We start from the raw sequence: 14,077 nt of genomic DNA, 5'->3' as shown, positions 1-14,077 counted from the left end.
CCCTATCTCCTAACTCCTAATCTTATGGAATATTACGAATTGTACAACAAACTAAAAAAGATTTTTGATACCCAGCGCGATACTGAAGTGCCTGAATTGGGTATTCGTATTTTGCATAACAACTTCTTTTCAGAAGGTGCTAAGCACTATTTGCCAGGGAGTCCGCATTTGTTTTGCCAAGAACACAAGGTAGCGTTTCCCTCTCAACTCAATGATGCTCAAGACGATTTGCATTGGGCTGACTATGATGTGGATTGTAATATCCACTTCCAATATCACATCGTCCAACCCCTTCATACAGAAAAGTCTAACGGGGTAATCATTGTTTTTCACGGGCTCAACGAAAAAAAATGGGATAAATATCTCCCGTGGGCTTATGGTTTGGCAACACAAACAGGCAAAGCTGTGGTGCTCTTCCCCATAGCATTTCATATGAGTCGTGCCCCTGAGCGTTGGAGTTCTCGCCAAGAGATGTATTCCATCGCACAGAAGCGAATGAATGAGTTTCCTGATAATTCCGAAACTTCCTATGTGAATGCAGCGACCTCTACACGTTTAGATGCTTTTCCTCAGCGACTATTTTGGTCGGGTTTGCAAACCTATAACGATATAGTGCAGTTCATCACCGATCTAAAGGCGGGAGTTTTTCCTAGCATTGCCCCAACTACTACAGTAGATCTCTTTGGCTATTCCATAGGCTCTTTCCTCTCAGTAATACTGATGATGGCAAACCCTAAGGGATATTTTGCTAATGCCAAACTCTTCTGCTTCTGCGGGGGAATGACCATCGACCGTATGTTCCCTATTTCTAAATACATAATGGACGGTCGTGCTGCCATAACGATGCAAAAAACCTTTGCCGAGTTACTGAGTACCAACTTCAAGAACGACGATCGCCTAAGGCATTATCAAGATAGTGAGCTTCATTTTGATGAAGGCTGGTTCAAAACGATGTTGCGCTATAACTATTACCAGAAAGAACGTGAACAACGTTTTTCACAACTTGAAAATCAAATCAAAGCCTTAGTATTAGAAAAAGATGAAGTAACACCTCCTATCGAAGCTCTCAATACCCTAAAGGGCGGTTATCGCAATATCAATATAGAGGTACAGATAGACGATTACGATTATCCTTATACTCATATGAACCCCTTTGCCCTCACCACCAAAAATGCCCCGCAAGTAACCGAAGCCTTTAATCGTTTCGTAACATCAGCAGCAGCGTTTTATAATAGCTAAGACTAAGAGTTAGGAGGTAAGAGTTAAAAAGAGGTAGGGACTAAAATATTACAAATTCTCACAGCTCTCGCACCTCCCATAGCTCTCATTTTCGCCCGTGCGGATCGCACCTCTCACCCTAACGACTAATAAAATGATAGATACTCACACCCATCTATACTCAGAAGAATTTGATCTCGACCGTACCGAGATGATGGCTCGCGCAAAAGCAGCAGGCGTAACCCATTGCTTTATTCCTGCTATCGATGCGAGTTATACCCAGCGGATGTTCCAACTAAAAAATGAATACCCCAACTATGTTTCCCTGATGAATGGTTTGCACCCTTGTAGTGTGAAAGAGAACTATAAAGAAGAACTCGCTCACGTAGAAGCCCTAATGTCTGCGCACCCTTTTTGTGCGATAGGCGAAATAGGTATCGACCTCTATTGGGATAAAACCTTTCTCAAAGAACAACAAGAGGCTTTCGCTTGGCAAATACAGTTGGCTAAAAAACATCAGTTGCCTATTGTTATTCACTGTCGAGAGGCTTTCGACGAAGTGTTTGAGGTTTTAGAAACTGAAAAAAGTGACGACCTCTTTGGTATTTTCCACTGCTTTACGGGCACAGAAGAGCAAGCCCATCGCGCTATCAGTTACGGATTGCATTTAGGAATAGGGGGAGTAGTAACTTTTAAAAATGGAAAAATCGACCAATTCTTAAAAAATATTGATTTGTGTCATATAGTTTTGGAAACCGACAGCCCTTATTTGGCGCCCGTACCTTATCGTGGAAAGCGTAACGAAAGTGCTTATATTGTGAAAGTTGTAGAAAAATTATCGGATATATATCAACTTCCAGAAAGTGAGATAATCCGCCTTACCGATATCAATGCTACAAAAATATTTAACATTTAATTAGGTGTTATCAAATATATTTCGTTACTTTGCCTTTCGTATACAAAGAATAAGCATACAAAACCACTGAAATGACCGATTATTTCAAATCTATACGCCCCTTCAATGATAACGAAGTGCCTAAAGCCTTGTTACAAATCAAAGATACCCCTTTGATTCAAGCAATGATGGCTTATGCATTTCCTGAAGATACGCCTGCACAGCGAGTGGAAAGACTCCTCGCTTGCCAAAAAGTATCCGATTTTCAGGTGGATATAATGTACCAAGTGGTGACTAAAGCAATTGAAAAAAGTATCACCGAGTTTACTTGCGATGGCTTTAGTGCTTTAGATCCTAAAAAAGGTTATGTATTCGTTTCTAACCACCGCGATATTATCTTAGATACTTCCTTGTTAAATGTTGCTTTGCACGACAATCATCTCTCAATGACCGCTTCGGCTATGGGCGACAATCTACTCAAAAAAAAATACCTCAAAATATTGGCAATGCTCAACAGAAACATTGTTATATATAGAAGTCTCCCCCCTCGTGAGGCTTTAGAACACTCTAAATTGGTATCCGAGTATATACATCACTGCATCAGTGAAGAACATCGCAATGTGTGGATTGCCCAGCGCGAAGGGCGTACCAAAAACGGTGATGACCGTACCCAGCAAGGCGTCTTGAAAATGCTTACCCTCAATACCCCCAAAAGCGTAACCCCTCTGCAATACCTCAAAACCCTCAACATCGTGCCTATGTCTATCTCCTATGAGTTCGACCCCACCGATGTACTGAAGTTGCCCGCACTCATCGCTCAACACAACGGCGTAGAGTACGTGAAATCTAAAAAAGAAGATTTTGAGAATATCATTCAAGGGCTAATAGGACAAAAAGGACGTGTACATATCTCAGTAGGGCAACCTTTTTATGAACAAATCGATACTATAGAAGCTGCTCATCAACACCTGAACAAACAACTACAAGCCTTAGCTGAGTGCTTAGACCGCGCTATCCATCAACAGTACAAATTGTTCCCCGCCAATTACATTGCTTATGATTTGCTCAACAACACCTCTATATATAAAGATTGCTACAACGAAAAAGAATTTAGACAGTTTGAACGACGAATGAACAACCGAAGCAAATCTGAAGACCTTTCTCAAGAAAAATTTTTAGAAATGTACGCCAATCCTGTAAAGAATAAATTCGATGGAAACCAATAACTCAAAAGTACTCCTCATCTATACCGGAGGAACTATCGGAATGATAAAGGACTACCAAACAGGGGCTTTGCGCGCTTTCGAGTTCGATAATCTCTATAAACGCATCCCCGAATTGTCTCATTTAGATTGTAATATTTCGGTACATTCCTTTCAAAAAGTAATCGACTCCTCCGATATGAACCCTCAACATTGGATTGAAATCGCTGAGGTCATTGAAAAGGAATACAACAACTACGATGGTTTTGTAGTGCTCCACGGTAGCGATACAATGAGTTATTCAGCTTCAGCTTTGAGCTTTATGCTACAAGGGCTTACCAAACCTGTGATTTTTACCGGATCTCAGCTCCCCATAGGTGACCTGCGCACCGATGCCAAAGAGAATCTTATTACCTCCATACAGTTGGCAGCCCTCAAAGAAAATGGAAAATCTGTAATACAAGAAGTAGGACTCTATTTCGAGTACAAACTCTATCGCGGCAATCGCACAACTAAAATAAATGCCGAACGCTTTCAAGCCTTTGCCTCTCTCAACTACCCATTATTGGTAGAGAGTGGCGTACATCTAAAGGTGATGAAGGAAAACCTCTTGCCGCGCAAGCAAGACACTACCTTAGAAGTCTGGAAAGATTTTGAAACTGATGTAGCTATTCTTAAAATGTTCCCAGGAATTACCCCCGCCGTGCTCAATGGCTTTTTTAGTATTCCTAATCTCAAAGGGGTAGTACTCGAAACCTATGGATCAGGCAACGCCCCTACCGATAGCTGGTTCGTAGAAAGTTTGCAAAAAGCAATTGATAAAGGAATATACATAGTGAATGTAACCCAATGTTCCGGAGGTAGCGTGATGATGGGCAAATATGAGGCAAGTGAAGCCCTCAAAAAGATGGGAATCATAGACGGAAAAGACCTCACAACCGAGTCAGCAATCACAAAATTAATGCTTTTACTTAGAAAAAATATTTCTCCTAAAATGTTCAAAATCAAGTTTGAAGAAAATATAGCTGGAGAAATTTAGCAAAAAATTAAGAAAAAACTTGCGAGATAAAAAAATATTTTGTTACTTTGGCATTCAGAAACAGCATAAAGAGAGGTGTCCGAGTGGTCGAAGGAGTACGCCTGGAAAGTGTATATACGCCACAAGCGTATCGAGGGTTCGAATCCCTTCCTCTCTGCTTTCTTTCTAAAAAATATTATTAAACATTAAATTATCAACTAACAAATTAAAAGATTAAACAAATGAAAAAAATGTCATCTAAGCTACTTCTAGTAGCAATGTTAATTTTAAACGTAGCTATGGTTAGTGCTCAGGAAGCCGCTGATGCAGCACAACAAAGTAAAGGGCTCCACCAAGTATTTAAAGAGCGTTTCATCGAAGGGGGGCCTGCCTATATGGCGCCTATCTTGCTCTGCTTGATCATTGGTTTGGCAGTAGCTATTGAGAGAATTATTTACCTCAATATGGCAACTACCAATTCTAAAAAATTAATCGCCGACATCGAACAAGCCCTCGATAGCAAAGGTATTGAAGCTGCTAAAGAAGTGTGCCGCGATACAAAAGGCCCTGTTGCCTCTATCTTCTATCAAGGTTTAGACCGCGCTGGTGAAGGTATTGATATGGTCGAAAAATCAGTGGTATCTTACGGCGGTGTCCAAATGGGACAATTAGAGAAAAACGTTTCTTGGATTTCTCTCTTTATCGCTATCGCACCGATGTTAGGGTTTATGGGTACTGTAATCGGTATGATTGAAGCCTTCGATAAAATTAGTTCTGCTGGTGGTTTGGATGCTTCTTTGATCGCTGGTGATATCAAGGTTGCCTTGCTTACTACCGTGTTCGGTTTGATCGTTGCGATGATCCTCCAAGTATTCTACAACTACATTATCGCTAAAATCGACGCTATCGTAAACGATATGGAAGATGCTTCTATCTCTCTTATCGACCTCTTAGTAGCAAGAAAAATTAAATAATTTTACTCACCCATTAAACAAATTTTAGTATGTATAAAATAGCAAAATATGTAGCTCTTGCTTTAGGTGTCATTGGGGTAATCCTATGGGGAGTATTATCTTCTACTAATGCCGAAGACCCTAATAATGGTGCTATGCAAGCTTTATTTGTGCTTACCTATATATTATTAGCTATTGCTTTCGTCGCAGTAGTGATTTCAGCAGCACAAAATATCTTGTCTTCACCAAAAGCACTCAAAAAAACGCTTATCTATACAGGTGGTTTTGTTGTCATTCTCCTCGTAGCCTACATCTTCTCTTCAGGAGCTGTTGAAGCTAACGCTAGTGAAGAAGTGAAAAAAGCCAGCGAATCTGTAAGAAAATGGACAAGCACAGGTCTAATCGCTTTGTATATATTGGTGGCCGCTGCCGTTGTAGCACTTATCGCTTCCAATGTGAAAAAAGCACTAATGAGATAAAAAATTATGGCAAAACGTTCAATACCTGAGGTAAACGCAGGATCTATGGCCGATATCGCTTTCCTTTTGTTGATATTCTTCTTGGTAACAACTACTATCGAAAGCAATACAGGGATCACTGTAAAACTACCTCCTAAACCACAAGAAAATACGCCTCCACCTCCACCAGTAAAAGAGAAAAACGTATTGGTTGTGGTAGTGAATAAAAACAATCAGTTGTTAATAAACAACCAGTTGAAGGAACTTAAAGACGTTAAACAAACAGCTATTGACTTCTTAGATAACAATGGTGATCTCTCTTGTAATTACTGTAAAGGTAATAAAAATCCATTGTCTTCTGATAACCCAGATAAAGCTGTTATCTCTTTGCGTAACGACCGCGAAACTTCGTACAAAACCTATATAGCTGTACAGAATGAACTCATTGCAGCTTATAACGAACTCCGCGAACGTGAACGCCAAAAGAAATTCCCTAACGAGGTTCCTTATGTTCAAATTGAAGAAGAGTTCAACGCGGCTCGTACTCCTCAAGCACGTAAAGACCACCTTGAACCTATTATCTTGGAACTACAAAAACGCTTCCCAAGAAAACTTATAGAAACCGCGCCTAAAAAGCACTAAAAATTAAAGAGAATATGTCAAAATTTACTAAAAAGAAAAGTGGTGAAGTACCTCCTGTTTCTACGGCTTCTTTGCCTGACATTATCTTTATGCTTTTGTTTTTCTTTATGACTGTAACAGAATCAAAAGATAGTGACTTGATGGTGCAAAATAAGTTGCCCGTAGCCGATCAAATTCAAAAATTAGATAAAAAAGACCCTGTAGTCTATATCTACGCTGGTAAACCCCTTCCTAAATATCAAGCTAAGTTCGGGGTTAATGCCAAAATTCAGGTAAATGATAAATTTATTGACGTTTCAGAAGTAAGCCACTATATCCTTAACTATCGTGAAGGCTTGCGCGACGCCCTTAAAGATGTTTATATCACCGCCTTGAAAGTAGATGCCGATACTAATATGGGGCTCGTGAGTGATATCCGTGAGCAATTACAAGAAATAAATGCTTTGAAACTCAACTATATCGCTCGTCAAGGTTCTCCTTTGAATCAAAAATAGAAACATTTTAAACTTTCTATCATAAAAAAGACACATAAATCTATGTGTCTTTTTTTGTTATTCTCAAAATTAATATTACCTTTGCACTATTGAAACATTTTAATAGTAAATATTTATGAAAAAAATTATCTTATTTTTTGGCTTGCTCCTCACAGCAGGAGTAGCTTCTGCACAATCTTTTAAACCTGGTGATGTTCAAATCAACGGAGGGTTAGGTATCTCAGGACCTGGTGTTATGGTATATGCCGCCGCCGATTTCGGTGTTGCCGATAAAATATCTGTCGGAGGTGAACTTTTTTACCGCGGCAGAACTTATAGTAATGTAAGATATACTAGTGTAGGCTTCTTAGCTAATGGTAATTATCACTTTGGCGAACACATCAAAGGAATCCCTTCCAATGTAGATTTATATGGGGGGCTATCATTAGGCTATTACAGTTGGTCTAACGACTCCGATTATAGAGATTGGACTCCTTACTACGATTCTGGCTTTGCACTGCGCTTGCAAAGTGGTGGTCGTTACTTCTTTAACAAAAACTTTGGTGTAAATGCTGAACTTTTTGTAGAACACAATTCCTTTGCTGCTGCTGGTTTCAAAGCAGGGGTTACCTATAGATTATAAAAAACACTTATACACTTTGCCAAAGTCTAAAGACTTTGGCAAAGTTGATTATAAAACTCTCTATCTCTTACTTAAAAAATACTCTTTAAACAACCGCAATCGCCCATAATCATATTTTTCATTCGCTTTCTCATAAATACCTTTTATGGTGCTTAGATCTTCTTCACTTTCAAAAAGAGCTTCTAATTCATTAATCTCTTCAGTGGTGAAAATTGCTTCTATAATTTCTGTTGATAAAATACCTCTTTCTATCAGCTTGGCTAAATGCCCATAAATAGTCCCTTCTGTGAACATACGCTCTTTGGCTATCTCGGCTACCGTTTTCTTCTGTTGCCATAATTGCAATGTAATATCATAAGTGGAAATCTTTTCTTTCTTATCTTTTTTAGTCTTCTTTTCAGGAATGCCTACTTTAGACGGATTTGCAAATAGCTGTTCATTCTTTAGGACCGTGAGTACGCGTTCTATCAGTTTAAAGCGCATTGCTTCTAATTTCTTGGGCTGTATATTCTCTTTGCTGAAAGGCGTTTGGCTTTGTAGTAATACTACCATCTGCTCTAAACGAAACAGTTTCTTAATAACTTCTGTGAGACTGTCGTCTAACTCCTTCAGCTCTTTGCTGAACTCTTTTACTTTCTTTAAACCTGCTACTTTGGTCTCTACATATAACAACTCGTACCATATTGTTTCTAATATCGGACTAAAATAGGCGACGGCTTTCAGTATTCTCTCAAAAATGGTTGGTATGGGGGTAGGACTTTGGAAATATCCTAATAGTTGCTTACTAAATTTCTCTGATACAGCAACCATCGCTTTCACTCGTGCGTATTGTTGCATTGCCCAGCTTTTATAGGCGTTTTTGTTGCCTAAATCACCTATATAATTATAGCTATGGGTGTACCATTCTTCTAAAAGAGATTGCCAATCAAAAGTTTTGAGTATGCATTCTCTCAAAAAGTCTATTCTCCCTTCACGGCAGGCTTGTAGCATTTCCTCTTCAGTAGCTTTGTTCTCGGCGTAGTCTATTACTTTTTCATCGTTGTCAATGCCGTTTTGTGTTACCGACGACAAGAGTACTAACCCATCCAACGAACGTAAGCGTGAGAACGCTACGTATGCTTGCCCTGAAGCAAATACACTCGCCAGGTCTAACACTGCTTTTTCAAAAGTGAGCCCTTGACTTTTGTGTATCGTAATCGCCCACGCCAATCGCAAAGGGTATTGAGTGAAAGTGCCTAAGCGTTCTTCTTCAATATCTTTGGTAGTGTCGTTCACTTTGTAGCGCACGTTTTCCCATTCGTAACGCTCTACATCAATAGTGATGCCGTCGTCTAAAGCAACGCTCACTTCCTTCTCACCAAGGGCTACCACGGTTCCCATTTTTCCGTTAAAAAACAAGTGTTCTCCTGAGGGGTCGTTCTTGATAAACATCACTCTGGCGCCTTCTTTTAGCTGAATTACCTTTTCAATAGGGTAGAGATATTCAGGGAAATCGCCTACCACATCGGCTTCGTAACTGAATAGGGGAGAGGGAAGTTTTTCTAACTCCTCTTGGTTCATTGCATCGGCTTTATTGTTGTGAGTGGTGAGGGTAATGTACTCATTTTTGTGCTGTTTGGCAAACTCTGGTTGCACGTGTGAAGCCAATTGTCGCAAATCTTCTTGGGTGAGCTTGTTGTCTCTTAGGTGATTAAGTATAGAAATGAACACCCCATCGGTTTGCCGATATATCTTTTCAAGCTCTACATACAACAGTGGATGCTGGCTGATAACTTGTGATTGAAAGAAGTATATTCCTGTGTAGTAATGCTTTAGCACCTCCCATTCCTCTTGTTTCACTACAGGAGGCAATTGTAGCAAATCACCTATGAAGAGCACCTGTACACCTCCAAAAGGTCGCCTATCTTTGCGAATAAATTGCATCATAAAATCCATCGCATCTAATACGTCGGCGCGTAGCATACTCACCTCGTCTACAATTAGCAGTTCCATATTTTTGATAACTTGCTGCTTGTTACGATGCATTTGAAAGTGTCGTTTTAGTGATTCGCGGTTTTCAAATCTAAAGAATTCATTGGCGATAGGAGGATTAGAGGAGGTAGGTAAAAATGAAGCAAAGGGTAACTGAAATTGCGAGTGAATGGTAACCCCGCGCGCATTGAGCGCCGCTATCCCCGTGGGGGCAACAACCACCGTATTTTTATAGCTGGTTTCTATGATTTTGTGTAGCAAAGTCGTCTTTCCCGTCCCTGCTTTCCCTGTTAAAAATATATTTCTATTGGTTTCGTTGATAAGTGTAAGAATGCGCTCTTCCATACTCTTGTTTGGGCTGATATAGTTTTATGAGTACAAAAGTATAAAATATTTTGCAATATAAAAAAAATAAACTACCTTTGCCACAAAAGATTACAAGTTGAACTATGAATACACCCACATCAGAAGAAAACTTAGAAATTGTTAAAAAGGTACTTACCAAATACTTAGAGGATAATGGGCATCGTAAAACCCCTGAACGATACGCTATTGTAAAGGAAATTTACGAGTATAACGACCATTTTGATATAGAAACGCTCTATGCCAATATGAAAAAGAAATACCGCGTAAGTCGTGCAACCCTCTACAACACTATCGAACTACTTCTCGAATGTGGTTTGGTGCGCAAACACCAATTCGGGCAAAACCAAGCTTACTACGAGAAATCGTATTTTGATCGTCAGCACGACCATATCATCCTTACCGATACAGGTGAAATTATGGAGTTCTGCGACCCGCGCATCCAAACTATACAAAAAACAATAGAAGAAGTATTTAATATCAATATTACCAATCACTCTCTTTATTTCTACGGTACGCGCAAAACTGATACCCAACAACCTGAATCCAAAGAGAGTACAACTAAATAATCAAACAAAATGGCAGTAGATTTATTATTAGGTCTTCAGTGGGGAGACGAAGGAAAAGGTAAAATCGTGGATGTCCTCACTCAAAACTACGATATCATTGCACGCTTTCAAGGAGGACCTAACGCGGGGCATACTCTCGAGTTCAATGGTATCAAGCACGTGTTGCATACCATTCCGTCGGGTATTTTCCACCAAGGTGCCGTAAATATCATCGGTAATGGGGTGGTGATAGACCCTATCATCTTCAAAAAAGAAATAGAAGCACTCGCTCCTTATGAAGTCAATCTGAAAAAAAACTTACTGATTTCACGAAAAGCACACCTTATTTTACCTACCCACCGCCTCTTAGATGCCGCTTCCGAAGCGGCTAAAGGCAAAGCAAAAATAGGCTCTACCCTCAAAGGAATAGGCCCTACTTATATGGATAAAACGGGTCGTAATGGTTTGCGTGTAGGCGATATAGAACTCTCCGATTTCAACGAACGCTATCGCAATCTCACCGATAAACACGAAGAAATGCTTGAAAACTACAAGGTAGATATACAGTATAACCTCAAAGAATTAGAAGCTGAGTTTTTCGAGGCTGTGAAAGTACTCAAAGAGTTTCAATTTATTGATAGTGAGGAATATCTCTACCAAGCCCTCAAAGCAGGTAAAAAAATACTTGCTGAAGGTGCTCAAGGCTCTATGCTCGATATCGATTTTGGCACTTATCCGTTTGTAACTTCCTCTAATACCACCGCTGCTGGTGCTTGTACAGGCTTAGGTGTTGCACCTCGCAGCATCGGTCAGGTGATAGGTATTTTCAAAGCCTATACAACCCGTGTGGGTAGCGGGCCTTTCCCTACTGAACTCTTCGATGAAATAGGCGAAACAATGACCCAAGTAGGTCGAGAGTTTGGTGCTACAACAGGGCGTCGCCGCCGTTGTGGTTGGCTCGATTTGGTAGCCCTCAAATACGCTGTACAAGTGAACGGAGTAACCGAACTCACAATGATGAAAGCCGATGTGCTCAGCGGTTTTGAAACTCTAAAAGTGTGTACCTCGTATCTCTATAAAGGAAAAGAAATCAAGCACCTGCCTTACAATATCGAAGAACAGAACGTAACCCCTATCTATACCGAACTCAAAGGTTGGCATCAAGATCTCACCCAGCTTAACTCCTACGGGCAACTGCCTAAAGAACTATTAGAGTACATCAGTTTCTTAGAAAAAGAATTAGAAGTGCCTATCAAAGTAGTATCTGTAGGACCTGATAGAACACAAACCATTATGAGATAATAAAAAAGGCTATTCGTTCGCAAATGAATAGCCTTTTTTGTGTTTTTAAGTTACACTTATTTGATGAAGTCAAAACCTTCAAACGATTTTCTTGAAATAAGAGATGAAATTTTATTATTTAAGATAATTATTAGGCAAAGGTGAAATATTTTTAATATTAAAAATAAAAACAAAAAAATATGAAAGTTCTTTGCTTTCTAAATGAAAAGTTGTACATTTGTAGCGAAAAAATAATTGTATAAAAACAACTATGGAAAAAACAGTCAAACGATTCTTAGACGTTATCCTCGATCAAGCTACTCCTCTTATCGCAAGTCTTAACAAAGGGGTGTCCGAGTCACAAATAACTGAATTTGAAGCTGAAATGGGTATTACCCTCCCTGCAGAGGTAAAACAATTATACCAAACTTTCAACGGACAAAAAGAAGGTGAAAACGATGTCTTCTTCCTTGATGGTTTGCGCTTTATACCCTTAGAAGAAGTCAAACGCACGCAGCAACATTGGTTAGAACAATTGCAAAGCGTTCCTAATTGGCAATCTCTTCACTTCGATAAAGAAGAAGCCATTGATATGTGTTGGGATGAAGTGTTAAAAAACCAATTTTATAACCCTAAATGGATTCCATTCCTCTCCAATGGAGCACGCTTTATGTTTATCGACCTCGACCCCGATAAAGAAGGTGTTGTTGGACAAATAGGCGAAATAGACTTAGTACTCGATTCTATCGAAGATTCATTTATGGATTTACACTATGACTCTATGGAAGATTGGCTCGAATTTCTTACTGACGATATTGAAAAAGGAATCGTGTATTACGATAACGAAATGCACTCGCTCATTGATGCTATTGATTATAACGAAGAAGATGATTTGCCTAATATTTTCGCCCCTACTCCCGATTATGTCTCAGAAGGAGGCTCTAACGTTTATAACTATTCCGAAAAAGACAGAAGCAATTTTGTATTGCCTGACCGCACTTGTGTGTATATGGACGAAATTTGCGACCATTTTGAAAAATATATCGGCAAAATAGACAGCGTATTCCACGAAATCCTCTCAGAATATGTGCATATAGATGTACATTGGATCAAACCTACCCCCGAAACGCCTTACAATGTACTTTTCACTACCGGTATGAGCGATTATCCTATGTACTTGCCCGAAGGCTTGGAAAACCCGAACGACTACAGTCACGCTGAGCTAATGGTCTACCTTCCTGCCGATTGGCCTATCAGCGATGAAGCTTTTAAAGACGACGATAACTATTGGCCTGTGTACTTCCTCAAGATGATAGCGCGTTTCCCGCATCAGTACAAAACGTGGATGGCTGAAGGGCACACTATCCCCAACGGCCCCGATGCTGAACCTATTGCCAATACCGATTTCGGTTGTATCCTGCTGATGCCCCCTTACTTATCGGCACCACAAGACTTCTTAAAGTTACACACTAAAGATGGTACGATTATCAATTTCTATTGTATTTTGCCTATTTATCCAGAAGAAATGGATTTAAAATTAGAAGAAGGGGTTGACGAGCTCCTCAACCTTTTCGACGAAAACGGAATCTCTGAAGTAATAGATGTTCACCGCAAAAATGTAGCGTTATAAACATAAAAAAAACAGATGAAATCTTTTGAGGCTTCATCTGTTTTTCTTTAATATCTCTGCCAGCATTTTCTTAGCTCTTAGCAGGGTAATCTTCACACTGCTCATCGGTGATTGCATCTCTTCGGCAATCTCTTTATAACTTTTTTCGTGCAGATAGCGCAGTTGTATTGCCGTTCGGTAAGGTTCTTTTAGTTGTTTTATACTCTTTAACAAGTAGTCGAACTGCTGTTCCATAATGAGGCTATCCTCTATGATGGGGGTCTCATCTATCAGCGTTTTAGATTGCTTTTCCTCTCGATCTAAGTGCAATAGCGACTCATTTTGCTTTCTCAGGTTATCTATGTGAATATTTTTAGAAATAGCAATTAACCAAGTGCGGAAAGAGTATCGCTCGTCGTAAGTATGGAGTTTGTCGAATGCTTTAGCAAATGTTTGTATGCTAATATCCTCTGCTTCAACTTCATCATTCACACGCTTGAGCTGAAAGTTGTACACATCAGTCCAAAACTCGTCTAACAACCAACTAAAAGCTCGTTGTTTACCTGCTTTTGCAGCGACTATATTTTCAGCAAGTGCTTCTGCCATTATTTATTTCTGCACTCTTGTTCGTCGGGTAAGCGACCGCAGAAACTGCAAGGTTCCCCTTCAGGGTTTAAATGTGGATTTTGGCTCGCACAAGTACCAGCAAATTTACCGCCTTTTTTACCCCAAATCTTAATTGCCATACCTGCCACACATAGCAGTAATATACCAATAGTTAATAATATTAATTTCATTTTTCA

General features: G+C 39.7%; 15 protein-coding genes and 1 tRNA gene. 13 read left to right on the top strand and 3 right to left on the bottom strand.

The annotated features are described in order from the left end of the window. Nucleotides 1-24 precede the first annotated feature (24 nt). The 10 genes from JMN12_RS09865 (at nt 25) to JMN12_RS09820 (ending at nt 7,502) form a co-directional block, all read left to right on the top strand. A complete protein-coding gene (locus JMN12_RS09865) occupies nt 25-1,239 on the top strand; it encodes a DUF6051 family protein (protein ID WP_198467319.1) in 1,215 nt (404 codons plus the stop codon). Nucleotides 1,240-1,372: 133 nt separating this feature from the next. Continuing rightward, nucleotides 1,373-2,134: a TatD family hydrolase gene (locus JMN12_RS09860; protein WP_009413412.1), complete on the top strand. Its 762-nt coding sequence runs from the start codon at nt 1,373-1,375 to the stop codon at nt 2,132-2,134. 71 nt (nt 2,135-2,205) lie between these two features. Next, complete coding sequence (locus tag JMN12_RS09855) at nt 2,206-3,339, top strand: 1-acyl-sn-glycerol-3-phosphate acyltransferase (RefSeq protein ID WP_203138889.1); 1,134 nt, start codon at nt 2,206-2,208, stop codon at nt 3,337-3,339. Beyond that, the gene (locus JMN12_RS09850) at nt 3,326-4,354 is read left to right on the top strand and encodes an asparaginase (protein WP_203094718.1); all 1,029 of its coding nucleotides are present in this window, start codon (nt 3,326-3,328) and stop codon (nt 4,352-4,354) included. Before JMN12_RS09855 ends, JMN12_RS09850 begins: the two co-directional genes overlap by 14 nt. Before the next feature lie 69 nt (nt 4,355-4,423). After that, nucleotides 4,424-4,511 (top strand) — tRNA-Ser (locus tag JMN12_RS09845). A 64-nt stretch (nt 4,512-4,575) separates the two neighbouring features. Next, the gene (locus JMN12_RS09840) at nt 4,576-5,307 is read left to right on the top strand and encodes a MotA/TolQ/ExbB proton channel family protein (protein WP_088593864.1); all 732 of its coding nucleotides are present in this window, start codon (nt 4,576-4,578) and stop codon (nt 5,305-5,307) included. A 29-nt stretch (nt 5,308-5,336) separates the two neighbouring features. Further along, nucleotides 5,337-5,765 carry a hypothetical protein gene (locus JMN12_RS09835; RefSeq protein WP_009413416.1) on the top strand — a complete coding sequence of 143 codons (429 nt, stop codon included), beginning with the start codon at nt 5,337-5,339 and terminating at the stop codon, nt 5,763-5,765. A 6-nt stretch (nt 5,766-5,771) separates the two neighbouring features. Then, on the top strand, nt 5,772-6,386 hold the full coding sequence (locus tag JMN12_RS09830) for an ExbD/TolR family protein (protein WP_203138886.1): 615 nt from the start codon (nt 5,772-5,774) through the stop codon (nt 6,384-6,386). 14 nt (nt 6,387-6,400) lie between these two features. Beyond that, nucleotides 6,401-6,880 carry an ExbD/TolR family protein gene (locus tag JMN12_RS09825; RefSeq protein WP_088593866.1) on the top strand — a complete coding sequence of 160 codons (480 nt, stop codon included), beginning with the start codon at nt 6,401-6,403 and terminating at the stop codon, nt 6,878-6,880. A 115-nt stretch (nt 6,881-6,995) separates the two neighbouring features. After that, nucleotides 6,996-7,502 carry a hypothetical protein gene (locus tag JMN12_RS09820; RefSeq protein ID WP_203138885.1) on the top strand — a complete coding sequence of 169 codons (507 nt, stop codon included), beginning with the start codon at nt 6,996-6,998 and terminating at the stop codon, nt 7,500-7,502. 60 nt (nt 7,503-7,562) lie between these two features. On the opposite strand, the gene JMN12_RS09815 is transcribed toward JMN12_RS09820, so the two are convergent. Next, on the bottom strand, nt 7,563-9,818 hold the full coding sequence (locus JMN12_RS09815; protein WP_203138884.1) for a helix-turn-helix domain-containing protein: 2,256 nt from the start codon (nt 9,816-9,818) through the stop codon (nt 7,563-7,565). 104 nt (nt 9,819-9,922) lie between these two features. On the opposite strand from JMN12_RS09815, the gene JMN12_RS09810 reads away from it, so the two are divergent. From JMN12_RS09810 to JMN12_RS09800, 3 genes are all read left to right on the top strand, one after another. After that, complete coding sequence (locus JMN12_RS09810; RefSeq protein WP_009750966.1) at nt 9,923-10,405, top strand: Fur family transcriptional regulator; 483 nt, start codon at nt 9,923-9,925, stop codon at nt 10,403-10,405. Nucleotides 10,406-10,414: 9 nt separating this feature from the next. Then, a complete protein-coding gene (locus JMN12_RS09805; protein WP_088593869.1) occupies nt 10,415-11,686 on the top strand; it encodes an adenylosuccinate synthase in 1,272 nt (423 codons plus the stop codon). A gap of 250 nt (nt 11,687-11,936) precedes the next feature. After that, a complete protein-coding gene (locus JMN12_RS09800) occupies nt 11,937-13,295 on the top strand; it encodes a suppressor of fused domain protein (RefSeq protein WP_088593870.1) in 1,359 nt (452 codons plus the stop codon). A 33-nt stretch (nt 13,296-13,328) separates the two neighbouring features. Here JMN12_RS09800 and JMN12_RS09795 read toward each other — a convergent pair whose 3' ends face one another. Together JMN12_RS09795 and JMN12_RS09790 are read right to left on the bottom strand one after the other, a co-directional pair. Further along, the gene (locus tag JMN12_RS09795) at nt 13,329-13,880 is read right to left on the bottom strand and encodes an RNA polymerase sigma factor (RefSeq protein ID WP_002673201.1); all 552 of its coding nucleotides are present in this window, start codon (nt 13,878-13,880) and stop codon (nt 13,329-13,331) included. After that, nucleotides 13,880-14,071: a hypothetical protein gene (locus tag JMN12_RS09790; RefSeq protein WP_002673203.1), complete on the bottom strand. Its 192-nt coding sequence runs from the start codon at nt 14,069-14,071 to the stop codon at nt 13,880-13,882. The genes JMN12_RS09795 and JMN12_RS09790 overlap by 1 nt, the downstream gene beginning before the upstream one ends. Nucleotides 14,072-14,077 lie beyond the last annotated feature (6 nt).

The organism is Capnocytophaga genosp. AHN8471 (assembly GCF_016806945.1).
GTDB lineage: Bacteria > Bacteroidota > Bacteroidia > Flavobacteriales > Flavobacteriaceae > Capnocytophaga > Capnocytophaga periodontitidis.
The sequence above is the reverse complement of the archived record's forward strand: the minus strand, read 5'-3'. Positions and strand labels throughout refer to the sequence as shown.